We start from the raw sequence: 23449 nt of genomic DNA, 5'->3' as shown, positions 1-23449 counted from the left end.
CGTCCGGATAGCGGCCGATCGGCCGCTATCCTGGCCCGATGAGCGACAACCTTCCCCCCTGCCCCAGCTGCGCCGGCCAGTACACCTACGAGATGGACGCCCTGATGGTCTGCCCCGAGTGCGGCCACGAGTGGGCGCCCGGTGCCGAGGAGGACGCGGCGCAGCCGGCCGGGGAACGGGAGATCCGGGACGCCGTCGGCAACGTGCTGGCCGACGGCGACACCGTCACCGTGATCAAGGCCCTGAAGGTCAAGGGCAGCGCCTCCGGCATCAAGGCCGGCACCAAGGTGCGCAACATCCGCCTGGTGGACGGCGTGGACGGCCACGACATCGACTGCCGGATCGACGGGTTCGGTGCCATGCAGCTCAAGTCGAGTGTGGTCAAGAAGGCCTGACCGGCGCCTGCCGTGCCGTGCTCCCGGACTCCCCGCGCGGGGCCGGGAGCACGATCATTGTCGGGGTCGGCTTGCTAGGGTCGGCGCGACGCCCCCGTGCCCTCCGGGCCTTGAACGAGACGGTGACGACCACGTGAACGCCGAGAACCCGCAGTCGCTCCCGGTGGCCAGCGTGCCGCTGTACCAGCTGAAGGCGGAGTTCTTCAAAACGCTCGGGCACCCGGTGCGGATCCGGGTGCTGGAACTGCTCAGCACCCGCGACCACGCCGTCGCCGAGATGCTCCCCGAGGTCGGCGTGGAGCCGGCCAACCTCTCCCAGCAGCTGGCCGTCCTGCGCCGGGCCAAGCTGGTGCACGCCCGCCGCGAGGGCTCCACCGTGGTCTACACCCTCGCCAGCGGCGAGGTCGCCGACCTGCTGCGGGTCGCCCGCTCCATCCTCGGCTCGCTGATCACCGACCAGGCCGGCCTGCTCGCCGACCTGCGGGCCGCCGACAACGGCTGACGCCCCGGTCCGCACCGACTGTTCGGTACCCGCCTGTGAGGGCCTCGCTGCGCTCCGAACATGCAGACATAACGACTTGCGAAATTCTTCAAGTCGATACATTCTGATCGGGTGCCCGGCCGGTCCTTCGTGCCCGGGCACCTGCGTGCCGACATGGGGAAGGGGCCGGACGTGACCGAGGTGTTCGAGGACGAGCTCCGCGAGCAACTCGCCCTCGCCGAAAGGGCGTTGCGCGAGGCCCGGGACGCCGACGACGACCACGGGGCGCAGGCCCACGCCGGACGGATCGCCGGGCTGCTGCGGATCGCGGAGCAGCACGGCATCGCCGTCCCGTCCCGGTCCGGAACAGAGCCGGAAACCCAGAAGGAGAGCTGAACGGTGCCCGCGTCGCAGTGTCAGGCCCAGGCGGAGGTCCATGATCCGCTCGCCACGATCCGATGCGGCGGCGCGGCGTGAACGGCGGGGGTGTGATCGGACGGCGGGTGCGGGCGGTACTGCCGAACCGCAAGGTGCTGGCCACTATGGGCCGCGACCCGCGCCGCGACTTGATCGCCGGTCTGACGGTGGCCGTCGTGGCGCTGCCGCTGGCACTGGGCTTCGGAGTGTCCTCCGGGGCGGGCGCGGCGGCCGGGCTGGCCACCGCCGTGGTCGCGGGTGCGATCGCCGCCGTGTTCGGCGGCTCCGGCCTCCAGGTCACCGGCCCGACCGGTGCGATGACCGTGGTGCTGGTGCCGATCGTGGCCCACTACGGCACCGGCGGCGTACTGACCGTCGGCCTGCTCGCGGGCCTGATACTGATACTGCTCGGGCTCGCCGGGGCCGGACGCTGGATGGCGTACGTGCCGGTGCCGGTGGTGGAGGGCTTCACGGTCGGTATCGCCGGTGTGATCGCGCTCCAGCAGGTACCCGGCGCGCTCGGAGTGGCCAAGCCGGAGGGCGAGAACCCGGCGGTGGTCGCCGCCCGCGCCGTGAAGGCGTTCGCGGAGACCCCGCACTGGGCGGCCGTGCTGCTCGCCGCGGGCGTCGCCGCCCTGATGCTGATCGGCGGGAAGCTGCGGCCTGCCGTCCCGTTCTCGCTGATCGCCGTGGTGGCCGCCACCGTGCTGGCCAAGGCCGTCGACCTGCCGGTCGGCGTCATCGGCAAGCTGCCGGCCGGGTTGCCCAGCCCCTCGCTCGGCTTCCTCGACCTGTCCGCCGTGCCCGGGCTGCTGCCGTCCGCGCTGGTGGTTGCCGCGCTCGGCGGGCTGGAGTCGCTGATGTCGGCGACCGCCGCCGATGCGATGACCGCGAACGACCCCCGTAGGGGCGGCGAGCGGCACGACAGCGACCGGGAGCTGTTCGGCCAGGGCCTGGCCAACCTGGTCGCCCCGCTGTTCGGAGGCGTTGCCGCGACCGGCGCGATCGCCCGCACCGCCGTCAACGTGCGCAGCGGCGCGGTCTCCCGACTGGCCGCGCTGGTGCACGCCGCCGTGCTGGCCGTGGTGGTGTTCGCCGCCGCGCCGCTGGTCGCCGACATTCCGCTGGCCGCGCTGGCCGGCGTGCTGATTGCCACCGCCGTGCGGATGGTGCAGGCCGGGGCGCTGCGTGCGCTGGCCCGCACCGGGCGCGGCGAGGCCGCCGTGCTGGTGGCGACCGCCGTCGCCACCCTCGCCTTCGACCTGGTCACCGCCGTCGGGGTCGGCCTGCTGCTGGCCGGCGCGCTGGCCCTGCGCTCCGTCGCCCGGGGCGCACGGCTGGAGCGGCTGCCGGTGTCCGAGGAGGACCACGCGGGCGGGCGGATCGCCACCTTCAGGCTGCACGGCCCGCTGCTGTTCGCCGCCGCGCACCGGCTGCGGACAGAGCTGACGGCCGCCGCGCGGGCCGAGGTGGTGATCCTGCGGATGTCCCGGGTCACCGCGATCGACGCCAGCGGCGCGACCGTGCTCGGCGAGGCGCTCGCCGACCTGCACCGCCGCGGCACCCTGGTACTGGTCTCCGGGCTGCACGACGAACACCGGCGACCGCTGGACGCCCTCGGCGTGCTGGACGAACTCCAGCTCCAAGGGCGGCTGTTCGGCACCTCGGCGGAGGCCCTGGAATACGCCCGGGACAGCCTGCCGTCCATCCCCGCGCCGGCCGTCAGCACCCGCTGAACGGCCCGGGCCGCTCGCACGCCGGGCGGCCCGGACTGCCCGGTAGAGTGGGCCCAGCAGCACCCCATCGGGTTGCGCGACGGCGGTGGGGCCCGCCGGGAAACGAACCGCAGTGGTCGGCTGCCAACGGTCCCTACTTGTACAGTGGCGCGCCCGGATCCCTCGGGTGCCGTGCGAGTAGGAGACGTGTGCCCGTGGAGAGTTCGCAGCCGATGACGGCCGATGCCGGGCCCCGGGAGCGGCCGGTGCGGCGCGGGCCGGACCGTGAACTGGCGTCCGTGATCGGCGTGGTGGCCCTCGGGGGTGTGCTCGGGGCGTGCGCCCGCTATGCGATCGCGCAGGCCTGGCCGACGGCGGCGGACGGGTTCCCGTGGGCGACGCTGGTGATCAATGTGGCCGGTTGCGCGGTGATCGGGGCGTTCATGACGCTGCTCACCGAGGCGTGGCGCGCGCACCGGCTGGTGCGCCCGTTCTTCGGCACCGGCGTGCTGGGCGGGTTCACCACCTTTTCCACCTACGCGGTCGACATCCAGCGCCTCATGGTGGCCGGCCGCGCCCCGGCGGCCCTCGGCTACCTGGCCGCCACGCTGCTCGCCGCGATGGCCGCGGTCTGGGCCGGCGCGGCGGCGGCCCGCCGGCTGATCGGACGGAGGACGCGATGACGGCACGCATCGAAGGGGCGCTGCGGATGACGGTGCTGGTCGGCGAGGACGAGCGCTGGCACCACCGGCCGCTGTACGCCGAGATCGTGCACCGCGTGCACGCCGCGGGGCTGGCCGGCGCCAGCGTGTTCCGCGGCATCGAGGGCTTCGGCGCGTCCTCGCTGGTGCACACCTCCCGGCTGCTGTCGGTCGGCGACGACATGCCGGTGGCGATCGTGGTGGTGGACCGCGAGGAGCGGGTCCGCTCGTTCCTGCCGCAGCTGGACGACCTGCTCGACCGGTGCCTGGTGACGCTCGACGCGTGCGAGGTGCTCCGGCGGTTCGACGACGGCAGGGCCGGCGGGGAGACGCGGTGAACTGGCTGCTGGTGATCGTCGGCGCGGCGGTCGGCGCGCCGCTGCGCTACCTGACCGACCGGGCGGTGCAGGCCCGGCACGACACGGTCTTCCCGTGGGGGACGTTCGCCGTCAACGTGTCCGGCTCCCTGGTGCTCGGTCTGCTGACCGGCGCGGTCGCCGCCGGCGCGGCCTCCTCGCAGCTCCAACTGCTGCTCGGCACCGGCTTCTGCGGGGCGCTGACCACCTACTCGACGTTCTCGTACGAGACCTTGCGGCTGGCCGAGAGCGGGGCCCGGCTCTACGCGGCGATGAACGCGGCGGGCAGCGTGGTGGCGGGGCTGGGGGCGGCGTTCGCCGGGTGGGCGATCGCCCAGGCGCTGTGGGTGTGAGCCCGTGGCCCGTTCTCGATCGGCCGCAAGGATGATCCGTCGGCCCTGACGGAAATGGACACGGCTGGTGGGCGGGGCTCCCGGCCGCCGGGGGAACGCCTGTGCGTCGCCCTGATCCGGACAGAATGCCCACCCGGGCCAGGATCATCTTCCCGTGGACGCGGACCGCGAGTTAGCGTGACGTTGAGTTAGTTGCCCGAGGCACTCAACTGCCCGGGCCGCGCAGTCGCAGGCACGACCGCCGACGCCACCGCCGGCCCAGCTCCGGGAAGGGAGCACCAGATGGCCACCGCCGCAGAAACCTCCCCCACCAGCCACCCCGCCCCGCGCGGGACCTGCCCGTTCGCCCCGCCGCCCGCCTACCAGCAGGCGCGGCGCGACGAGCCGATCACCCGCGTCACCCTGTACGACGGCAACACGGCCCTGCTGATCACCCGCCACGAGGACGTCCGCGCCATCCTCGCCGACCACCGGTTCAGCTCCGACCCCGACAACCCGGGCTTCCCGTTCCTCACCGAGGCCGCCCGCCAACTCCTCACCGTCAAGCCCACGTTCATCCGGCTCGACGACCCCGAGCACGGGCGGCTGCGCCGCATGCTCACCGGCGACTTCACCGTCCGCAAGACCGCCGAGCTGCGCCCCGAGATCCAGCGGATCACCGAGGAACTGATCGACAGGATGACCGACGGGCGCACCCAGGCCGACCTGGTCGCCGAGTTCGCGCTGCCGCTGCCGTCCCTGGTGATCTGCCTGCTGCTCGGCGTCCCCTACCAGGACCACGACTTCTTCCAGGAGTGCAGCCGCACCATGCTGCACCGCGGCGCCACCGCCGAGGCCGTCGTCGATGCCAACGAGCGCCTCACCGCCTACCTCGACACCCTGGCCGCGTCCAAGCGCGACGCCCCCGACGACGGCATCCTCAGCCGCCTGGTCGCCCGCGGCGAACTCGACATCGAGGACATCGGCGCGATGGGCCGCCTGCTGCTGATCGCCGGGCACGAGACCACCGCCAACATGACCGCGCTGTCCGTGCTCGCCCTGCTGCGCAACCCCGGGCAACTCGCCCACCTGCGCGCCCACCCCGAGGCCACACCCGCCGCCGTCGAGGAACTCCTGCGCTACCTCAGCATCGTGCAGAACGGCCTGGTCCGGGTCGCCGTCGAGGACGCCGAGATCGGCGGCACCACGATCCGGGCCGGCGAGGGCGTCATCCTGCAGGTCAACACCGCCAACTGGGACGACGGACGCTACCCCGGCGCCGACACCCTCGACCTCACCCGCGACACCCGCCAGCACCTCGCCTTCGGCTTCGGCGTCCACCAGTGCCTCGGCCAGCCGCTCGCCCGGCTGGAGCTGGAGATCGCGCTGGAGACCCTGCTGCGCCGCCTGCCCGAGCTGCGGCTCGCCGTGCCGTTCGAGGACGTCCCGTTCCGGCACGACATGCTGATCTACGGCGTTCACGAACTCCAGGTCGCCTGGTGAGCGCCGCCCCGCCGACCCGCGCCGGCCACCCCGCGAAAGAAGGAACCGTGCTCGTCTCCGTCGACCAGGACCGCTGCTGCGGCGCCGGACAGTGCGTCCGCAACGCCCCCGAGGTGTTCGACCAGCGCGAGGAGGACGGCGTGGTCGTGCTGCTCGACGCCCGCCCGCCCGCCGACCTGCGCTCCGCCGTCGAGGACGCCGCCGCGGCCTGCCCCTCAGGGGCGGTCAGGATCAGCGAAGGCGCCCGGTAAGCTGCCGAACCGTCCCGCCGACCTGCGGCGGGACGGTTCCAGGCCGAGGGGGAGCACACCGTGGAGGCCACCGGCGAACTCGCCCCACAGGGCGTCACCGACCTGCGCGGGCGGAGCGGCCCACCGCTGACGATCCGCTACGGCCCCGCCGCCGCCGTCGTGGTGGCCGGACTGCCCGGCAGCGGCAAGAGCACCCTGCTGCACCGCTGGGACGGCCGCGCCCCCGTCCTCGACCCGCGCACCAGCCGCCTCGCCGCTCAGGCCGCGATGCCCGCCCGGCTCCCGTACCCCGTCTACCGGCCCGTCGTGCGCACCCTGCACCTGCTGCGCACCCGCGCCGCACTGCGCCGACCCGGGCCGCTGCTGGTGCACGACTGCGGCAGCCGCCGCTGGATGCGGCTCGCCCTCGCGCACTGGGCCCGCCGCTACGGGCGCGAGCTGCACGTGGTGCTGCTCGCCGTCCACCCCGAGCAGGCGCTGGCCGGCCAGCACGCCCGCGCCCGCACCGCCGCCCCGCGCACCTTCCGCCGCCACGTGCGCGGCCTGACCGCGCTGCTGGCCGCCGTCGAACAGCGGGGGCGGGCGGCGTTCCCGGGCGCGGCGTCCGTGCTGCTCGCCGACGAGAGCTCGCGGGAGCGGCTGACCGCCGTCCGCTTCGCCGCCCCGGACGGAGCGGCGAAGCACTGACGGCCGGTCAGTGGCCCGTCCCGAGGTGGTTCGGACCTGCCCGGGAACCGGTCGTGAACGCCCGCACTGTCAGGCGTAGATGACGGTCCACTGCTGGTTGTGGTCGCCCGTGCGGCAGCCCTCGATCGTCACCTGGCTTCCGGCGTGGGCGGTCAGGCAGCCCTGGTCGCCGTCGGCGGAGTGGATGTACGTCCCGGCGTCGCCGGCCGCGTACCACCAGCGCGACCTGGAGCCGGTGTTGTCGTACGGGTCGTACCAGGGGTTGTACTCGGACAGCTCGCCGGTGTTGTTGAAGCTGCGGCGCAGGTTCCGGTAGCTCTTGGTGGTGCACCAGCCGTCGGTGCACTTCTCCGTCTCCCAGGAGGAGAAGACGACCTGGTTGGCGGAGGTCATGGTGACGTACCACCACTGGTTGGACTGCCCGGTCTGCGCGTAGGTGTACACCGGGGCGCCCTGGTCGACATTGTGGGCGTAGTCGTCCAGGTACTGGCCGGTGCCCATGTTCAGGACGTGCACCCAGCCCCGGGGCACGGCGGCCTGTGCGGGGGCCTGCACGGCGAACACGCCGGCGAGAACGGACAGGGACACGCCGGCGGCGGTGAGGATCCTTCGGACGTTCTTCACGGTGGGACTTTCCTTCCGGCGGGTCAGTTGTAGGTGATGAGCCACTGCTGGGTGTGGTCGCCGGAGCGGCAGCCCTCGACCGTCACCTGGCCCCAGGAGTGGGCGGTGAGGCAGTCGCCGTTCCAGGCGGCGGAGTGGATGTACGTCCCGGCGTCGCCGGCCGCGTACCACCAGCGCTCCTCACCGGGCAGGTGACCGAAGCGGATGTCGGACTGCCAGCGCTGCTGCGGGCCGAGGACGCCGCGGTTGTCGCTGTCGCGGACGAGGTTGCGGTACCACCAGCCGGCCAGGTCGTTGCCCTGCTGGGTCTCGTACGAGGAGAAGGTGACGGTGTTGTTGTCGTTGTTGTCCACCCACCACCACTGGTTGGACTGCCCGGTCTGCGGATAGGTGTACACCGGGGCGCCCTGGTTGGTGTTGTGGGCGTAGTCGTCCAGGTACTGGCCGGTGCCGAGGTTCAGGAGGTGCGCCCAGCCCTGGGGCACGGCGGCCTGGGCGGGGGCCTGCACGGCGAACACGCCGGCGAGAACGGACAGGGACACGCCGGCGGCGGTGAGGATCCTTCGGACGTTCTTCACGAGGGGACTTTCCTTCCGGCGGGTCAGCTATAGAGGATGTTCCATTGCTGGTCGTGGTCGCCGGAGCGGCAGCTCTCCACCGTCACCTGGCCCCAGGAGTGGGCGGTCAGGCAGTCGCCGTTCCAGGCGGCGGAGTGGATGTACGTCCCGGCGTCGCCGGCCGCGTACCACCAGCGCTCCTCACCGGGCAGGCCGCCGAAGCCGACGCCACCGGTCCAGAGCTGCTGCGGGCCGAGGACACCGCGGTTGCCGCCGTCGCGGACGAGGTTGCGGTACCACCACTTACCGACGCTGCTGTACTGCTGCGTCTCGTAGGAGGAGAAGGTGACCGTGCTGTCGGTGTTGTTGGCCACCCACCACCACTGGTTGGACTGCCCGGTCTGCGCGTAGGTGTACACCGGGGCGCCCTGGTCGGTGTTGTGGGCGTAGTCGTCCAGGTACTGGCCGGTGCCCACGTTCCGGAGGTGCGCCCAGCCCTGCTCCACCACGGCGCCGGCGGGCGCGGCCGCGGTGACGGTGGCTGCCAGTGCGGCGCCGGCCACCACGGCACCGACCAGTTTTTTCTTCACTGTCTTTCCCCCTTGTTCCTGTCCTGCGGGCGACGCCCTCGCGTCGCCGACCAGGTGAGGGGACGGTATGAAAAGCCGTTGGACAGATGATGGACAGGCGCATGGGTCCGCCCCGGACCGGAAGCCCGGGGCGGTTCAGGAGTCGGTCAGTGGCCGCGGGCGATCCACTCCGCCAGGTGCGGGGCCTCCGCGCCGACGGTGGTCGAGTCGCCGTGGCCGGTGCGCACCACCGTCTCGGCCGGGAGCGTCAGCAGCCGCTCGCGGATCGAGTCGACGATGGTCGGGAAGTCGGAGAACGACCGCCCGGTGGCGCCCGGCCCGCCCGCGAACAGGGTGTCGCCGGTGAACACGGTGCCCAGCTCCGGCGCGTACAGGCTGACCGCGCCCGGGCTGTGGCCCGGCGTGTGCAGAACGGTCAGCGTGGTGCCGGCCACGGCCAGTTGCCCGCCGTCGGCGAGCGCGCCGTCGGGCTTGCGGTCCGGGTGGGTCTGGTCCCACAGCACCTGGTCGTCCGGGTGCAGCAGGATCGGCGCGCCCGTGCGGGCCGCCAGCTCCGGCGCGGCGTCGATGTGGTCGTTGTGCGCGTGGGTGGAGACGATCGCCACCAGCGTGCGCCCGGCCACCGCCGCGGCGATCGCGTCCGCGTCGTGCGCGGCGTCGATCACGATCACCTCGTGGTCGTCGCCGACCAGCCACACGTTGTTGTCGACCTGCCAGGTGCCGCCGTCCAGGCTGAACTCGCCCGAGGTGACCAGCTGTTCGATCCGGGCCGCCATCAGAGGACCACCACCGAGCGCAGCACCTCGCCGCGGTGCATCCGGGCGAAGGCCTCCTCGACGCCGTCCAGCGGGATGGTCTCGCTGACGAACGCGTCCAGGTCGAGCCGGCCCTGGAGGTACAGGTCGATCAGCATCGGGAAGTCCCGCTCCGGCAGGCAGTCGCCGTACCAGGAGGACTTGAGCGCCCCACCGCGGCCGAACACGTCCAGCAGCGGGAGTTCGAGGGTCATCTCCGGGGTGGGCACGCCGACCAGCACCGCGGTGCCCGCCAGGTCGCGGGCGTAGAACGCCTGCTTGTACGTCTCCGGGCGGCCGACCGCGTCGATCACCACGTCCGCGCCGTTGCCGCCGGTCAGCTCGCGGATCGCCTCCACCGCGTCGGTCTCCCGCGAGTTCACGGTGTGGGTGGCGCCCAGGCCGCGGGCGGTGACCAGCTTGCGCTCGTCCACGTCCACCGCGATGATCCGCGACGCGCCCGCCAGCCGGGCGCCCATCACCGCGGCGTTGCCGACGCCGCCGCAGCCGATCACCGCGACGCTGTCGCCGCGCCCCACCTGGCCGGTGTTGATGGCCGCGCCCAGACCGGCCATCACACCGCAGCCCAGCAGGCCCGCCGCGGCCGGCGAGGCCGCCGGGTCCACCTTGGTGCACTGGCCCGCCGCGACCAGGGTCTTCTCGGCGAACGCGCCGATGCCCAGGGCCGGCGACAACTCGGTGCCGTCCTCCAGCGTCATCTTCTGCTTCGCGTTGTGGGTGGCGAAGCAGTACTGCGGCCGGCCCCGCCGACACGCCCGGCAACGGCCGCACACCGCACGCCAGTTGAGGATCACGAAGTCACCGGGCACGACATTGTCGACCCCCTCGCCGACGGCCTCCACCACGCCCGCCGCCTCGTGGCCCAGCAGGAACGGGAACTCGTCGTTGATCCCGCCCTCCCGGTAGTGCAGGTCGGTGTGGCACACCCCGCACGCCTGCACCTTCACCACCGCCTCGCCCGGACCCGGATCGGGCACCACCACCGGCACCACCTCCACCGGCGCGCCCTTCGCCCGAGCGATCACACCCCGCACAACCTGAGCCATCCCGAAACCCTTCTTTTCACTACGGCATTCGCGGCGCAAACGCGCCGGTGCCGAACCTGTGCCGATCTGCCCGCGCGGCGGACCGTTCAGCCTCCGGGCCGACGATCCAGCAGCACAGCGCCACTTTCCCGGCCCTGACGTGCCAGCAGCGTACCCAGCGCGAGCCACCCCGCCGCCAGCAGCCAGCCGCCCAGCACGTCCAGCGTCCAGTGCACCCCCAGGTACACCCGGCTCGCACCGACCGCCCCCGCGAACAGCACCGCGCACACCGTCGCCAGGCGGGCGGCGGCCGGACGGGCCAGCACCACCGCGAGCGCGAGCAGCCCCGCACCGGCCGCGGCCGTGAACGCGTGCCCCGACGGGAAGGAGAAACCGGAGGCGTGCACCGCCCGGTCCGCGAGCGGCGGCCGCGGCCGGCCGAAGCCGTGCATCAGCAGCTGACGCAGCCCCTGGCCCAGCAGCAGCCACACCGTCGGCGCGAACAGCACCACCGCCGGCGGTCTTCGCACCCACCGGACCTGCTGGACCGCGAGCGCCCCCGCCGCGAGCGCCATCAGGTACGGCAGCGGCGCCGAACCCAGCGCCGTCACCACCGTCGCCACCGTGGTCGCGCCGCCCGGCCGGTGCCCCACGCACCAGTCCAGCACGGCCTGTTCGAACCCGAACGGCGCCCACCCGTGCGCGGCCAGCAGACCCGCCACCACCGCGAAAGCCGCCCAGCAGCAGCCCAGCGCCACCGCTGCCTTCCGGCCAGCCGCCATCGTGGAATCTCCCCAGGTCGCAGCGGCGCACCGGCAGGAAACCCGCGCACCGCAGAAGACATCGTACGGGTCCGAACAACGAGGGTCGGAACCACTCGGCGATCGCCGGGTCCGTCCGGCAGGGCCGGTCGGACAGGCCCTAGGATGCGGCGGTCGAACAGCAGGTGAAGGAGTGTCAAGGATGGCCGAGCAGACGGTGGCCGCGGAACTCGGCGACCGGTACGTCGGGATGCTCGCCGAAGTGTCGCGCACCGGGCGGCGGTTGACCCGGGCGGAGGTGGAATCGCTCCGGGCCCTCGGCGAACGCGGCGCCGAGACCGGCCAGGGCCTGCGCGACCTGATCGCCCACTGCATGGGCGCCGGGCGCCGGGCCTGGCCCACCCTCCCCGGGACAGCCGGAGCCGGCACCGTCGGCGAACTCCGCCAGGTCGGCGAGGCCCTGCTGATCGCCGCCGAGACCGCCCTCGCCGCCCTCGGCGAAGGCCACGAGCGAGCCCAACGGCTGGCCGTCCGCCAGGAAGAGGCAGCGCGCCGCGAGTTCATCGACGACCTGCTGTACGGCCGCAGCGACCTCGGCACCCTCGCCGAACGAGCAGAACGCTTCGGCCTGCGCCTGGCCCGCACCCACGCCGTCGCGGTCGCCGCCGCCGGCCAGCCGTACGGGCACGTGGACGCCGTGGTGCGGCGGGTCGAACGCGAACTCACCGGCCGCTACGGCGAACGCGACGTCCTGCTCGCCACCAAGGACGGCCGGCTGGTGTGCGTCGCACCCGCGAGCGAACACGCCGTGCTCGACGCGTTCGCCCAACTCGCGCTGCGCCCCGGCCCCGGCCACCCGCCCGCCCGGCGGGTGGCCACCGGACGGCGGCACTCCGGGGCCGGCGGTGTGGTGCGCAGCTACGAGGAGGCGCTCGACGCGCTCGACTTCGCGGAGCGACTCGGCCTGCCGGCCGAGCTGTTGAAGGCCGAGGAGCTGCTGGTCTTCCCCGTCCTGATGCGCGACCGGGCCGCGATGGCGGACCTGGTGCGCACCGTCCTCGGCCCGCTCGCCGCGGCGCGCGGCGGGGCCGGCCCGCTGCTCGACACCATCGCCGTGCAGGCGGAGGCCGGCTACGTCAACGCGGAAGCGGCTCGCCGCCTGGGCATCAGCGTCCGCACCCTCGGCTACCGCACCGAACGCATCAAGGCCCTGACCGGCTACGACCCGGCCGACGCGCTGCACCGCTACACGCTGGAGACGGCGGCGATGGGGGCGCGGCTGCTGGGGTGGCCGCAACAGGGGCTGTAGTGCGGCTGGGTGCGAATCCGTGATCGGGCCGGACGTCGGCACCGAGGAGGGCCGCGGGGGTCGGTACGCGGGGGTCGGTACGCGCGGGTCGGCACACGGGGGTCGGCACGGCTGGTGGCGGACCGTCGGTTTTCGGACACCCGCGGGCCGGTGCCGGGTCCGCGCGCGACCGGAAATCGTCCATGTGCAGCCGGGGCCGAGCCGTTCAAACTTTCGGATTTTGTCCGATTCGTCGTCAGAATCTCCAGGCCGGAACGCGCCTGACGCGGACATGCTCCTTTGCGTAGCCTTGACCCGGCGGCCCCCCTCGACCGCCGTCCCCCACAACTCCCCAGGAGCACAGATGCGTCGTTCCGTTCGCATGCCCTCGCGCGCCGTCGGCAGGCTCCTCAGCGCCGCGGCACTGGTCGCAGGCCTCGGCCTCACTCAGTTCGCCGTCCCCTCCACGGCCACCACCGCGCAGGCCGCGGCCTCCACCGAGTGCGCCGGGGCGGCGGCCCACGACGACGCCGCGGCCCGGAAGCCGGCCGGCAACTCCGTCGGCCGCGACCCCAACGCCGTCACCGACGCGCAGGTCAAGACGATGGAGGCGGACCTCAAGGCCCGCGTCGCCCAGCTGGCGAACTCCGCCCAGGGCGGCGCACTGCTCGCCCCCGGCGTGACGGCGACCACCACCATCCCGGTGTACATGCACGTCATCCACTCCGGGACCACCGGCAAGCTGTCGGCCACCACCATCGCCAAGCAGATCGACGTCCTCAACGCGGCCTACGGCGGCCAGGGCGCGGGCAACACCCCCAGCCAGTTCCAGTTCCAACTGGTCTCCACCGACTACACCGACAACGCGAGCTGGTACGCCGGCGTCGCGCCGGGCTCCACCGCCGAGAGTTCGATGAAGAGCGCGCTGCGCAAGGGCGGCGCCAACGCCCTCAACGTGTACAGCGCCAGTCTCGGACAGTCGCTGCTCGGCTGGGCGACGTTCCCGAGCAGCTACAAGTCCAACCCGACCGACGACGGCGTGGTCATACTCGACACCTCGTTCCCCGGCGGCTCGGCCACCAACTACAACGAGGGCGACACCGTCACCCACGAGGTCGGCCACTGGCTCGGCCTGTACCACACCTTCCAGGGCGGCTGCGGCGGCCAGGGCGACTCCGTCTCCGACACCCCGGCCGAAAAGAGCGCCGCCTACCAGTGCCCGGCCGGCCGGGACACTTGCACCGCCACCGGCGTCGACCCCATCCACAACTTCATGGACTACACCTACGACTCCTGCATGACGCAGTTCACCGCAGGCCAGGTTGCCCGGATGGCCACCTCCTGGGCCGCGTACCGGGCCTGACGGCGGGGAGAACTGCGCGACAAGCGCACATCACATCCGCAAGGTCGCGATCACGTGCAAGTGATTGTCCTGCGTCGCGATCTTGCGGGTGGGTGCCTTCCGCTGCGCGCAGTTCTCCCCCAGCCCTAGCGGGCCGGGAGGTGCCCCCACGCGCCCCTGGTTTCGCGCCTGCCTGCGTTTCGCGTCCGCGTGCGTCTCGTGTCTCTTCGTGGTGCGCGGATAGGGCGTCAATGGAGCGTCAAGATTGCCGGATCCTGGCAATGCGCGGAGTGGGGCCGAGCTGACACGATCTTCCCTGTCGCCGGGAGACCGGCGCGGTCGGGCCGGCGGGAATCGGGGGGATTCGTTCCGTTGGCTCGGGTGTCGATGCCCGGAACCGGGGGGTGGAGCGTCGGCGCCGGAGGGGGGAGACGCCCTGACTCGGGGGGTGGGGCGTCGAGGAAGGGGGAGGGGCCGGCGTCCGTGGGGGGCGGAGCCGGCGCCTGCCCCGTTCTGGCGTTCTCCGAGGGCGGGGCCCGTTGAGGTGATTGTCGGGAGAGGGGGCTGCGAGCCGTCGGGGCCGGTTGTGGCCGAGCTGCCAGGGTGGCTGACGGCTCCGCCCCTCCCGCCCCGCGCGTGCCGTGCGCTTCTTGGGCCTGTGCGGGCAATCCCCGACCACGGACGAGAGGACCTCGCAGCGATGACCGACGAGATCGCGTATGCCCGGATCCACCCCGCCATCGGTGTGGCCCGGATCGGCAACAGTACCCGTGAGGACGGCTGGTTCCACGGGCCCGAGACGCCCGATCCGGAGCCTGCGCCGGCCGGCTTTTACAAGGACGAGACCGGGGCGATCAAACGGCAGGCCGCCCGGTTCCGGATCTACGGGTACGACAGCCGGCACCAGGTGGTGCGCGAACTCACCGCCACCGAGGCCGGGGTGACGATCGAGTGGACCGTGCACGTGGCCAACCGGAAGGCCGCCTGGTACAACTTCGATCTCGCGCTGGACATCCCGGACATGAAGGGCCAGGCGTCCGCCCGCCGCAACCCCAAGCAGGCCGACCGCGACAGCCTGGTCATCGACCCCGGGCCCAAGACCCTGACCGCCGGCACTACGGGCGCCGTCGAGTTCACCGGCGGAAGCTTCCTGGGCAAGCCCGTTCCGCTCGGCCGGATGCACACCGACGACCAGGGCCGCCTGGTCGTCCTCGGCGGCATGGGCGACTCCGGCGCGCCCGGCGGCGAGCCCTTGCACTCGTTCGGCAACAACGACGGCTGGTACGACGACACTTCGGACGGCCCGGTCAGCGCGAGCCTGACCCTCGGCGGCCGGGAGATCCCGGTCCAGGGCGCCTGGGTGGTGGTCGCCCCACCCAACTACGGCCCCGACCTGAAGGCCGTGCGCACCCTGTGGGACGTGCTGCACGACGTGTTCGGTGCCGGCGCGGGCTTCGGGGACAACGACCAGGACGGCGTCAACTTCGCGCGGGACATCGAGCCGATCCTGCGGCGGTTCTGCGAACTCCAGTGGGCCAACAAGGGATTCGCCACCCACTTCGGCTTCGGCGGCCCCGAGGACTTCCTCGCCCCGGACCTGCTGAAGCGCCTGGCCAGCCCGGCCGAGCGCAACCGCGAACTGCGCCACCAGGTGCTCACCACGATGCGCGACCACAGCCGCGACGGCATGTCGCCCGTGCCGTGGCCGTGGATCTACGGCGACGCCATGGCCAGGACGCCCAAGTCGGTGCTCCAGTACCTGGCGCTGTCCGACACCCAGATCGCGCAGCTGACCGCCTGGTCCAAGGGCGAGTTCAGCACCACCCCCTGGCCGGGCTTCCCGCGCCGCCTGGAGGACGCCCCGGTCGCCGACCAGCCCGGCCTGCTGGACCGCGCCGCCCTCGACTTCTGCCTCGCCGACGCCTTCCACCCCGGCTGTGAGGTCACCTGGCCGATCCGGCACTCCTCCATGTTCGAGCACCCGTTCCGGATCCTGCGCCGCCCCGAGGGCCAGCAGGAACCCGACTACGGCCCGCAGTTGAGCGCCGAGCGGGCGCTCGGCCCCGACGGCCCGCTGCACGCCCAGGGCCCCGGCGACCTCACCCGCTGGATGGCCGTCCCCTGGCAGACCGACACCGCCAGTTGCCGGGCCGGCTACGAGATCCAGGTGCTGCCGCCGGACCGCTACGACCCCTACGTGCCGACCTTCTGGCCCGCCCGGGTGCCCAACCACGTCCTCACCGACGAGGACTTCCGGATCGTCAACAAGGAGGACGGGCAGGGCAGTTCGGACGAGGAGCGGGAAGACGCGTTCGCCCGCCGGGCGTCCTGGCTGCGCGGCCTGTTCGGCGAGTACCCCGACCAGCTCGCGCAGGCCGTCAAGGAGTGGCACCACTTCGGCATCGTCGAGACCCGCCGCTACACCGTCGGCGACGGGAAGTTCCCGTCCGTGCTGCAGGTCGAGTCCGTTCCCGGCTTCGACCTAGAAGGCGTCCCGCACGACCGCAACCTGGTCACCGTCCACGTGCCGGAGACCTCCGCGCTGGACGTCACCGCCGTCAGCGGACTGCTCGGCGACGCCGTCGAACGCACCGGCTTCCGGGCCGAGCAGATCACCGTCGGCTACATCGACAAGCTCGACCCGTTCGGCGAGGAGGCCGCCAACGGCGGCGGCGCCCGCCCCGCCGCGCCCACCGGCCCGTGACCTGCTACGACGTGCTGGTGGCCGGTGGCGGACCGGCGGGCGCCGCCGCCGCGCTGACCCTGGCCCGGGCCGGACGCAGCGTGCTGCTCGCCCACTCCGGGCGCGGCCCCGCCCCCGTCGGCGAGGCGCTGCCGGCCGCCGCCCGGGTGCTGCTCGGCGACCTTGGCGCGGACGATGCCCTGACGGACGGCCACCTGCCGTGCCTGGCGAACCGTTCCGCCTGGGGCGGGCCCCGGCTGGCGTCCACCGACAGCGTCTTCGACCCGCACGGCCACGGCTGGCACCTGGACCGCGTCCGGTTCGACCGTCAACTGCGCGCACACGCCCGCACGCAGGGCGCCCGGCTCGCCACCGGAGTGACAGCGCAGCCCAACGGGCGGACGGCGGACGGAAGTTGGGTCGTCGAGCTGCGCGGGGCGGGGGAGCGGCGGACCGTGCGCTGCCGGTGGCTGATCGACGCCACCGGGCGGCGGGCCGCCCTCGCCACCGCGTGCGGGGCGCGCCGCCGCACCGGCGACCGACTGGTGGCGCTGCACCTCACCCTGGGGCCAGCCGACCCGGCCGACCCCGACACCACCACCACCGTCGAGGCCGCCCCCGACGGCTGGTGGTACACCGCGCCGCTGCCCACCGGCCGCCGCCTGCTGGTCTGGTACACGGACGCGGACCTGCCCGCCGCCGACCCCGGGCGCCCGGCGTTCGCGGCCCGGCTGGCCGCCACCCGGCACATCCTCGAACTGGCGGCCCGCCACCCGTGGCCCGCCGGCGCCGCACCCCGGCGGGCCCCCGCGCACACCGCCCGGCTGGCGGACCCCACCGGCGACGGCTGGATCGCCGCCGGGGACGCCGCCGCGGCCTTCGACCCGCTGTCCTCGCAGGGCATCCTCACCGCCCTGTACACCGGCCTGGCCGCCGGCCGGGCCGTGCACGCCCGGCTGGTCGGCCAGGCCGACGCGCTCGACGCCTACCGCGCCGACCTGGCCGCCATCGGCGCGACCTACCTGCGCAACCACCGCACCCACTACGCCGCCGAACAACGCTGGCCCGACCACCCGTTCTGGCGCCGCCGCCACCCGCCTCCCGGCGGGGGCGGACACCCGACCTTGGTGGCGATCCCGGGCCCGTCGCCCCACATGCCGGGGTGATTGGCGTCGTCGCCGAGCAGTGCTGGCCGGGTCGGCCGTTCTGGCGCCGCCACCCGCCTCCCGGCGGGAGCGGACACCCACCCCCGTGGAGATCCCATGCCAACCGCCCCGCGTGCCGGGGTGATTGGCGTCGTCGCCGAACAGCGCTGGCCGGGCCGGCCGTTCTGGCGCTGCCGCCACTCGCATCCCGGCGGGGGCGGGCAGCCGACCCCCGTGGAGATCCCATGCCAACCGCCCCGCGTACAACGCTGGCCCGACCACCCATTCTGGTGCCGCCGCCACTCGCATCCCGGCGGGGGCGGCTACCCGAGCCCGGTGGCGATCCTGGGCCCGTCGCCCCACGTGCCGGGGTGATTGGCGCTGCCGCCGAGCAGTGCTGGCCGGGCCGGTCGTTCTGGTGCCGCCACCCGCCTCCCGGCGGGAGCGGACACCCGACCCCCGTGGAGATCGCATGCACGCCGGCCCGCGTGTCGGGGTGACTGGCGTCGTCGCCGAACAGCGCTGGCCGGACCGCCCGTTCTGGCGCCGCCGCCACTCGCATCCCGGCGGAAGCGGACACCCCACCCCGGTGGCGATTCCAGGTTCGTCGCGCTGCGTGTCGGGGTGACTGGCGCCGCCGCTGAACAGTGCTGGCCGGGTCGGCCGTTCTGGTGCCGCCGCCACTCGCATCCCGGCGGGGGCGGACAGCCGACCCCGGTGGCGATCCCGGGCCCGCCGCGCTGCGTGCCGAGGTGACCGGCGTCGCCGCCGATGCGACCCGGCGCGGCCGCCGCTTCCCGCTGATCGGCAGGTGATCACCCTGTTCGGCTCGGACGAGGAGCTTCGTGCGCGGCACCTCAAGGAGCGTGCCGAGCGCAAGCACGAAGCGCCAGCAGGTCTCCTGCGCGCCGGTGGGGAGTGCCAGGGCCGGATCGATGGCCGGTCCGTCAACTTCCCTGCGGGCCGCCAGGGTTGGCGGGACGCCACCCCTCGGCGCCGAGCGGCCCGGCCCCCACCGGGCACCGGACGCCCCAGCCGCCCCGGGCCCTTCACTGCTACGCCACAACCGGTAGCGGCTGCTCCGTCGGCCGACGCAGTGGCCGCCCTGCGAACGGCCGCCCGCCGTAGCCGGACGTACGGGTTCGGGTCGGGACGCTGGGCCACCGGCCGACGACCCGCCTAGCATGTGTGGCCACCGGACTCCCGTGCCACCACGCACCCCGCACCGCGCACCGCACCGCACCGCACCGCACCGCACCGCGCACCGCACCACACCGTCCGTCGTGCCGGGTGCCGTCTGCCCCGCCGCCCCGCCCCGTCCCGCAGCCCGGCGGCGGGGCGCGCGCACGGCGGCCGCACCCGTCCTCGCCACCCTGGGGGTTGACCGCCCATGCACACCGGATCCGCCGTACTACCCGCCCGGACCGCCCGGACCGCCCGGACCGCCCGGCCCGTTCGGCCCGTTCGGGCCGTCCTGCTGGTGCTGGCCCTGCTGGCCGCGCTGCTTGCCGCCGCCGTCCCCACCGCCGGCCCCGCGCATGCCGCCGTTCCCGACCGCTGGGGCTTCGCCTATCTCGACAACCCGACCCCGCCGCCCGGCTACGTCCCCGACCCGTCGCGCCAGTGGGGCAGTTGGCCGTCGCCCGCGACCAACCCCGTCACCGTCGACCAGCTCGGCACCGGCAGCTACGTGGTGCACTTCCCGCTGATCGCCGGGCCCGGCGGCGTCGCCCACGTCACCGCCGTCAACCGCGCCGGCACCTGGTGCCAGGTGGCCGGCTGGGTCGCCGCCGGCAGCGGTATCGACGTCGGCGTGAGCTGCCACCGGCCCGGCGGCGCGCTCGACGACTCGCCGTTCACCGTGCTGTACACCGCCAGCAGCGGCGCTCCCCTCCCGCCCGGCGCCGCCTACGCCTACCTGGACTCCACCGCCGGCGGCACGCTGCTCGACCAGTACAACTCCTCCGGCGGCGGCAACAGCTCCTTCCACGGCGCCACCGGCAGCTGGAAGGCCTGGCTGCCCGGCGTCGGGGGCCCCGGCTACCTCGGCAACGTCGAGGTCACCGCCGTGGACCCCGGCCAGGGCGCCCGCTGCAAGGTCACCGAGTGGGGGCCGTCCAGCAGTGGCCAGACCTTCGTGGTGGCCTGCTTCGACGCCTCGAACGCGCCCTTCGACACCGAATGGACGCTCAGCTACTCCGTCAAACGTGCCGTGCACGGACCCGCGATCCCGCCCAAGTCCTTCGGCTATCTCTGGTACAACGGCTCGGTGCCGCCCGCCACCACCTTCAACTCGGCGGGCGCCGTCAACACGCTGACCGTCGGCGTCCCGTCCACCGTCACCCTGCCGGGTGTTGCCGTACCGGCCGACCACGCCCAGGTCACCGCGTTCGGCAGTGGCGCCGGCTGGTGCCAGCTCGCGCAGCCCTGGGTCCGCAGCTCGGGCGCCGTCCAGTTGTATCCGATCTGCTTCACCCCCGGCGGCGGGCCGACCACCGCGCCGTTCTTCACCGCGTACACCTCCGCGTTCTGACGAGCGTTCTGACGCTGCATCGTTTTTGCGCCCCGCCTTCGTGTCCTCGGGAGGCGGGGCGTGGTGCGCCCGCAGGCCGTTTCGTAACCGTACGGGTTCGGGTGATTACTGATAGAGATGGGGGGTCCGTCTTGGCAAGGGAGCCACCATGACCGTCCTGACCGACCGCAATCCGTCGCCTGCGGCGGAACCCGATTCGCGCGGCGCAGTGCGCAAGCCGGGGAGCGTGCTGGTCCGCTGGATCACCACCACCGACCACAAGACCATCGGCACCCTGTACCTGGGTACGTCGTTCGCGTTCTTCCTGATCGGCGGCGTGATGGCGCTGATCATGCGCGCCGAGCTGGCCCGGCCGGGCACGCAGATCGTCTCCAACGAGCAGTTCAACCAACTGTTCACCATGCACGGCACGGTGATGCTGCTGGTGTTCGCCACCCCGCTGTTCTCGGGCTTCGCGAACTGGATCATGCCGTTGCAGATCGGCGCGCCGGACGTGGCCTTCCCGCGGCTGAACATGTTCGCCTACTGGCTGTACCTGTTCGGCTCGCTGATCGCGGCGGCGGGCTTCCTCACCCCCAACGGCGCGGCGGACTTCGGCTGGTTCGCCTACTCCCCGCTCTCGGACGCCATCCACGCGCCGGGCATCGGCGGCGACCTGTGGATCATGGGCCTGGTGTTCTCCGGCTTCGGCACGATCCTCGGCTCGGTCAACTTCATCACCACGATCATCTGCATGCGCGCCCCGGGCATGACGATGTTCCGGATGTCGATCTTCGTCTGGAACACCCTGCTGACCGCCGTGCTGATCATCATGGTGTTCCCCCTGCTGGCCGCCGCGCTGCTCGCCCTGGAGGCGGACCGCAAGTTCGGCGCCCATGTCTTCGACCCCGGCAACGGCGGCCCGATCCTGTGGCAGCACCTGTTCTGGTTCTTCGGCCACCCCGAGGTGTACATCATCGCGCTGCCGTTCTTCGGCATCGTCTCCGAGATCATCCCGGTCTTCGCCCGCAAGCCGATGTTCGGCTACTCCGGCCTGATCGCCGCCACCATCGCCATCTCCGGCCTGTCCGTCACGGTCTGGGCGCACCACATGTTCGTCACCGGCCAAGTGCTGCTGCCGTTCTTCTCCTTCATGACGCTGCTGATCGCCATCCCGACCGGCGTGAAGTTCTTCAACTGGATCGGCACCATGTGGAAGGGCTCACTGAGCTTCGAAACACCGATGCTGTGGGCGTTCGGGTTCCTGGTCACCTTCCTGTTCGGCGGCCTGACGGGCGTGCTGCTGGCCTCCCCGCCGATCGACTTCCACGTCTCCGACAGCTACTTCGTGGTCGCGCACTTCCACTACGTGGTGTTCGGCACCGTCGTCTTCGCGATGTTCGCCGGCTTCCACTTCTGGTGGCCCAAGATGACCGGCCGGATGCTCGACGAACGGCTCGGCAGGATCTGCTTCTGGACGCTGTTCGTCGGCTTCCACACCACCTTCCTGGTCCAGCACTGGCTCGGTGCGGAAGGCATGCCCCGCCGCTACGCCGACTACCTGGCCTCGGACGGCTTCACGACCCTCAACATGATCTCCACCATCGGCTCGTTCCTGCTGGGCCTGTCGATGCTGCCGTTCCTCTACAACGTCTGGAAGACGGCCAAGTACGGCGAGAAGGTCGCGGTCGACGACGCGTGGGGCTACGGCCGCTCGCTGGAGTGGGCGACCTCCTGCCCGCCGCCGCGGCACAACTTCGTCACCCTGCCGAAGGTCCGTTCCGAATCCCCGGCGTTCAACCTGAACCACCCCGACGTCCCCGACGAGCTCCAGGACGCCGGACACCAGGGCGGCCGGGTGATCACGCGCGACGAGCGGTCATGACCGAGCGGACGCCCACCGGCCCGGGCCCCTCCGTCGGCGCCGCGGGCGAGGCCGACACGGGCCTACGGCAACTCGAGGGCTACCTGTACTGGCAGGACCAGACCCGGCAGGCCCGGCGGGCCGCCGCGGAATTCGCCGACCTGCTGCCCTGGCTGACCGCCACTCAACGCCTCGATCTGGAGCACCACTTCGCGCACGCCCAGCTCCAGGCCGCCCGGCGCAGGCTCGAACAGTTCCGGGAGACCCGGGAACGGCTCCGCGAGCAGTACGGTGCCCGCTACCACCGCCTGCGCGTCCGCTGCCTGCTCTCCGCCCTGCTGGCCACCGTGCTCTGCACGATGGCGTTCCTGGCGGTCGTCCGGTACTGACCGGCCGCCACCGGTCGCGGGGGGCGTTCCCGGGACAGGCCGGGGGGCGGCCCGGGGAATGATCGAGGTCGCTCGCCTGTTCGTGGGTGAGCAGGGGCCGGTACGGCTCCGGCCGGTTTGTGGCCGGAGCCCGGGGCGGGGCAGGACCGACGGAGGCGGGGGCGATGGAACTGGGTGTGTACGGGCTGAGCGCCAAGGCGACGCTGGGGCCCGCCGACACGGCGCGGCTGGCGCGCAGGGCCGAGGAGTGGGGCTACCGGTCGTGGTGGGTCGGCGACCACGTGGTACTGCCCAGCCCCCGGGTGCCGGAATCACCGATGGCACCCACCGATCCGATCCTCGATCCGCTGGTGCACCTGTCCTTCGTCGCGGCGCTGACCGAACGCATGGAACTGGGCACCGGAATCCTCATCCTGCCGCAGCGCAACCCCGTGGTGCTGGCCAAGCAGGCCGCCAGCCTCGACGTGCTCTCCGGCGGCCGGCTGCTGCTCGGCGTCGCACCCGGCTACCTGGAGCCGGAACTGGCCGCCGTCGGCGTGCGGCTCGCCGAGCGCGGCGGGCGCACCGACGAATACCTGGACGCGATGCGCCAGTTGTGGAGCTCGCCCGAACCGGAGTTCCACGGCCGGTACGCCGACTTCGACCACGTGGACGCGCACCCGCGCCCCGTCCGGCCGGACGGCCCGCGGATCATGATCGGCGGCCACAGCCCCGCCGCCTACCGCCGGGCCGTGGCCAAGGGCCACGGCTGGATCGGCAACGGCCGCAGCCCGCAGGACCTGGCCCGCCACCTCGACGGGCTGCGCAAGGCCGCGGCCGAGGTGCCCCGGCCCGCGCACCTCGGCCGGCTGGAGATCAACTTCATGCAGATCGACCCGGTCGAGACCAGCCCCGAGGACGCGCGGCGCTACGCCGACCTCGGCGTCGACCGGCTGCTGCTCTACCCGCTGCCGCTGGAGGACCCGGCGGACGTCGAAGCCTTTCTGCGACGGCACGCCGAGCTGCCCCGCTGAGCG

General features: G+C 73.1%; 24 protein-coding genes. 18 read left to right on the top strand and 6 right to left on the bottom strand.

Features of this window, described 5'->3' with window-relative positions; all coding sequences use genetic code 11:
- Positions 1-38 precede the first annotated feature (38 nt).
- From ACFV18_RS13505 to ACFV18_RS13460, 10 genes are all read left to right on the top strand, one after another.
- Positions 39-395, top strand: a complete 357-nt coding sequence (locus tag ACFV18_RS13505; RefSeq protein ID WP_380482597.1) for a zinc ribbon domain-containing protein YjdM — start codon at positions 39-41, stop codon at positions 393-395.
- A 133-nt stretch (positions 396-528) separates the two neighbouring features.
- Positions 529-897 carry an ArsR/SmtB family transcription factor gene (locus ACFV18_RS13500; protein WP_380482595.1) on the top strand — a complete coding sequence of 123 codons (369 nt, stop codon included), beginning with the start codon at positions 529-531 and terminating at the stop codon, positions 895-897.
- A 171-nt stretch (positions 898-1068) separates the two neighbouring features.
- The gene (locus tag ACFV18_RS13495) at positions 1069-1272 is read left to right on the top strand and encodes a hypothetical protein (protein ID WP_380482593.1); all 204 of its coding nucleotides are present in this window, start codon (positions 1069-1071) and stop codon (positions 1270-1272) included.
- A gap of 62 nt (positions 1273-1334) precedes the next feature.
- A complete protein-coding gene (locus ACFV18_RS13490; protein ID WP_380482591.1) occupies positions 1335-3029 on the top strand; it encodes a SulP family inorganic anion transporter in 1695 nt (564 codons plus the stop codon).
- A gap of 212 nt (positions 3030-3241) precedes the next feature.
- A complete protein-coding gene (crcB, locus tag ACFV18_RS13485; RefSeq protein ID WP_380482780.1) occupies positions 3242-3691 on the top strand; it encodes a fluoride efflux transporter CrcB in 450 nt (149 codons plus the stop codon).
- Positions 3688-4047, top strand: a complete 360-nt coding sequence (locus ACFV18_RS13480; RefSeq protein WP_380482589.1) for a DUF190 domain-containing protein — start codon at positions 3688-3690, stop codon at positions 4045-4047. The genes crcB (ACFV18_RS13485) and ACFV18_RS13480 overlap by 4 nt, the downstream gene beginning before the upstream one ends.
- A complete protein-coding gene (crcB, locus tag ACFV18_RS13475) occupies positions 4044-4418 on the top strand; it encodes a fluoride efflux transporter CrcB (protein WP_380482588.1) in 375 nt (124 codons plus the stop codon). The genes ACFV18_RS13480 and crcB (ACFV18_RS13475) overlap by 4 nt, the downstream gene beginning before the upstream one ends.
- A gap of 282 nt (positions 4419-4700) precedes the next feature.
- Positions 4701-5900 carry a cytochrome P450 gene (locus ACFV18_RS13470; RefSeq protein WP_380482585.1) on the top strand — a complete coding sequence of 400 codons (1200 nt, stop codon included), beginning with the start codon at positions 4701-4703 and terminating at the stop codon, positions 5898-5900.
- A gap of 47 nt (positions 5901-5947) precedes the next feature.
- Positions 5948-6151, top strand: a complete 204-nt coding sequence (locus ACFV18_RS13465) for a ferredoxin (RefSeq protein ID WP_380482583.1) — start codon at positions 5948-5950, stop codon at positions 6149-6151.
- 60 nt (positions 6152-6211) lie between these two features.
- A complete protein-coding gene (locus tag ACFV18_RS13460; RefSeq protein WP_380482580.1) occupies positions 6212-6838 on the top strand; it encodes an AAA family ATPase in 627 nt (208 codons plus the stop codon).
- A 69-nt stretch (positions 6839-6907) separates the two neighbouring features.
- Here ACFV18_RS13460 and ACFV18_RS13455 read toward each other — a convergent pair whose 3' ends face one another.
- From ACFV18_RS13455 to ACFV18_RS13430, 6 genes are all read right to left on the bottom strand, one after another.
- On the bottom strand, positions 6908-7462 hold the full coding sequence (locus tag ACFV18_RS13455; protein WP_380482579.1) for an RICIN domain-containing protein: 555 nt from the start codon (positions 7460-7462) through the stop codon (positions 6908-6910).
- A gap of 23 nt (positions 7463-7485) precedes the next feature.
- Complete coding sequence (locus tag ACFV18_RS13450; RefSeq protein WP_380482577.1) at positions 7486-8040, bottom strand: RICIN domain-containing protein; 555 nt, start codon at positions 8038-8040, stop codon at positions 7486-7488.
- A gap of 23 nt (positions 8041-8063) precedes the next feature.
- Entirely contained in the window at positions 8064-8609 is a 546-nt protein-coding gene (locus ACFV18_RS13445) for an RICIN domain-containing protein (RefSeq protein WP_380482575.1), read from the bottom strand.
- A 146-nt stretch (positions 8610-8755) separates the two neighbouring features.
- The gene (locus ACFV18_RS13440; protein WP_380482573.1) at positions 8756-9385 is read right to left on the bottom strand and encodes an MBL fold metallo-hydrolase; all 630 of its coding nucleotides are present in this window, start codon (positions 9383-9385) and stop codon (positions 8756-8758) included.
- Positions 9385-10470, bottom strand: coding sequence for an S-(hydroxymethyl)mycothiol dehydrogenase (locus ACFV18_RS13435; RefSeq protein WP_380482571.1), 1086 nt, complete (start codon positions 10468-10470; stop codon positions 9385-9387). The genes ACFV18_RS13440 and ACFV18_RS13435 overlap by 1 nt, the downstream gene beginning before the upstream one ends.
- Positions 10471-10556: 86 nt before the next feature.
- Positions 10557-11231 carry a phosphatase PAP2 family protein gene (locus ACFV18_RS13430; protein WP_380482569.1) on the bottom strand — a complete coding sequence of 225 codons (675 nt, stop codon included), beginning with the start codon at positions 11229-11231 and terminating at the stop codon, positions 10557-10559.
- A gap of 181 nt (positions 11232-11412) precedes the next feature.
- Between ACFV18_RS13430 and ACFV18_RS13425 the strand changes: the two genes are divergently transcribed.
- The 8 genes from ACFV18_RS13425 (at position 11413) to ACFV18_RS13390 (ending at position 23446) form a co-directional block, all read left to right on the top strand.
- Complete coding sequence (locus ACFV18_RS13425) at positions 11413-12519, top strand: PucR family transcriptional regulator (RefSeq protein WP_380482566.1); 1107 nt, start codon at positions 11413-11415, stop codon at positions 12517-12519.
- Between the two features lie 343 nt (positions 12520-12862).
- The gene (locus ACFV18_RS13420) at positions 12863-13861 is read left to right on the top strand and encodes a zinc metalloprotease (protein WP_380482563.1); all 999 of its coding nucleotides are present in this window, start codon (positions 12863-12865) and stop codon (positions 13859-13861) included.
- Between the two features lie 679 nt (positions 13862-14540).
- Positions 14541-16544 carry a LodA/GoxA family CTQ-dependent oxidase gene (locus tag ACFV18_RS13415; RefSeq protein WP_380482560.1) on the top strand — a complete coding sequence of 668 codons (2004 nt, stop codon included), beginning with the start codon at positions 14541-14543 and terminating at the stop codon, positions 16542-16544.
- Positions 16541-17689: an FAD-dependent monooxygenase gene (locus tag ACFV18_RS13410; protein WP_380482557.1), complete on the top strand. Its 1149-nt coding sequence runs from the start codon at positions 16541-16543 to the stop codon at positions 17687-17689. Before ACFV18_RS13415 ends, ACFV18_RS13410 begins: the two co-directional genes overlap by 4 nt.
- A gap of 1369 nt (positions 17690-19058) precedes the next feature.
- On the top strand, positions 19059-20201 hold the full coding sequence (locus tag ACFV18_RS13405; RefSeq protein WP_380482555.1) for a hypothetical protein: 1143 nt from the start codon (positions 19059-19061) through the stop codon (positions 20199-20201).
- 157 nt (positions 20202-20358) lie between these two features.
- A complete protein-coding gene (gene ctaD / locus ACFV18_RS13400) occupies positions 20359-22065 on the top strand; it encodes a cytochrome c oxidase subunit I (RefSeq protein WP_380482778.1) in 1707 nt (568 codons plus the stop codon).
- Positions 22062-22433, top strand: coding sequence for a hypothetical protein (locus ACFV18_RS13395; RefSeq protein WP_380482553.1), 372 nt, complete (start codon positions 22062-22064; stop codon positions 22431-22433). The genes ctaD and ACFV18_RS13395 overlap by 4 nt, the downstream gene beginning before the upstream one ends.
- A gap of 164 nt (positions 22434-22597) precedes the next feature.
- Positions 22598-23446: an LLM class F420-dependent oxidoreductase gene (locus ACFV18_RS13390; protein WP_380482551.1), complete on the top strand. Its 849-nt coding sequence runs from the start codon at positions 22598-22600 to the stop codon at positions 23444-23446.
- Positions 23447-23449 lie beyond the last annotated feature (3 nt).

It is taken from the genome of Kitasatospora sp. NPDC059673 (assembly GCF_042734215.1).
Taxonomy (GTDB): domain Bacteria; phylum Actinomycetota; class Actinomycetes; order Streptomycetales; family Streptomycetaceae; genus Kitasatospora.
This window is presented reverse-complemented; position numbering and strand designations above follow the sequence as displayed.

What these genes read in the sequence shown, in the direction of transcription:
- ACFV18_RS13480 (WP_380482589.1), top strand. Translation starts at nt 3,688, where the DNA reads ATGACGGCACGCATCGAAGGGGCGCTGCGGATGACGGTGCTGGTCGGC.
- ACFV18_RS13395 (WP_380482553.1), top strand. Translation starts at nt 22,062, where the DNA reads ATGACCGAGCGGACGCCCACCGGCCCGGGCCCCTCCGTCGGCGCCGCG.
- crcB (WP_380482780.1), top strand. Translation starts at nt 3,242, where the DNA reads ATGACGGCCGATGCCGGGCCCCGGGAGCGGCCGGTGCGGCGCGGGCCG.
- ACFV18_RS13470 (WP_380482585.1), top strand. Translation starts at nt 4,701, where the DNA reads ATGGCCACCGCCGCAGAAACCTCCCCCACCAGCCACCCCGCCCCGCGC.
- ACFV18_RS13490 (WP_380482591.1), top strand. Translation starts at nt 1,335, where the DNA reads ATGCGGCGGCGCGGCGTGAACGGCGGGGGTGTGATCGGACGGCGGGTG.
- ACFV18_RS13390 (WP_380482551.1), top strand. Translation starts at nt 22,598, where the DNA reads ATGGAACTGGGTGTGTACGGGCTGAGCGCCAAGGCGACGCTGGGGCCC.
- ACFV18_RS13420 (WP_380482563.1), top strand. Translation starts at nt 12,863, where the DNA reads ATGCGTCGTTCCGTTCGCATGCCCTCGCGCGCCGTCGGCAGGCTCCTC.
- ACFV18_RS13415 (WP_380482560.1), top strand. Translation starts at nt 14,541, where the DNA reads ATGACCGACGAGATCGCGTATGCCCGGATCCACCCCGCCATCGGTGTG.
- ACFV18_RS13430 (WP_380482569.1), bottom strand. Translation starts at nt 11,231, where the DNA reads ATGGCGGCTGGCCGGAAGGCAGCGGTGGCGCTGGGCTGCTGCTGGGCG.
- ACFV18_RS13435 (WP_380482571.1), bottom strand. Translation starts at nt 10,470, where the DNA reads ATGGCTCAGGTTGTGCGGGGTGTGATCGCTCGGGCGAAGGGCGCGCCG.
- ACFV18_RS13425 (WP_380482566.1), top strand. Translation starts at nt 11,413, where the DNA reads ATGGCCGAGCAGACGGTGGCCGCGGAACTCGGCGACCGGTACGTCGGG.
- ACFV18_RS13440 (WP_380482573.1), bottom strand. Translation starts at nt 9,385, where the DNA reads ATGGCGGCCCGGATCGAACAGCTGGTCACCTCGGGCGAGTTCAGCCTG.
- ACFV18_RS13405 (WP_380482555.1), top strand. Translation starts at nt 19,059, where the DNA reads ATGCACACCGGATCCGCCGTACTACCCGCCCGGACCGCCCGGACCGCC.
- ACFV18_RS13505 (WP_380482597.1), top strand. Translation starts at nt 39, where the DNA reads ATGAGCGACAACCTTCCCCCCTGCCCCAGCTGCGCCGGCCAGTACACC.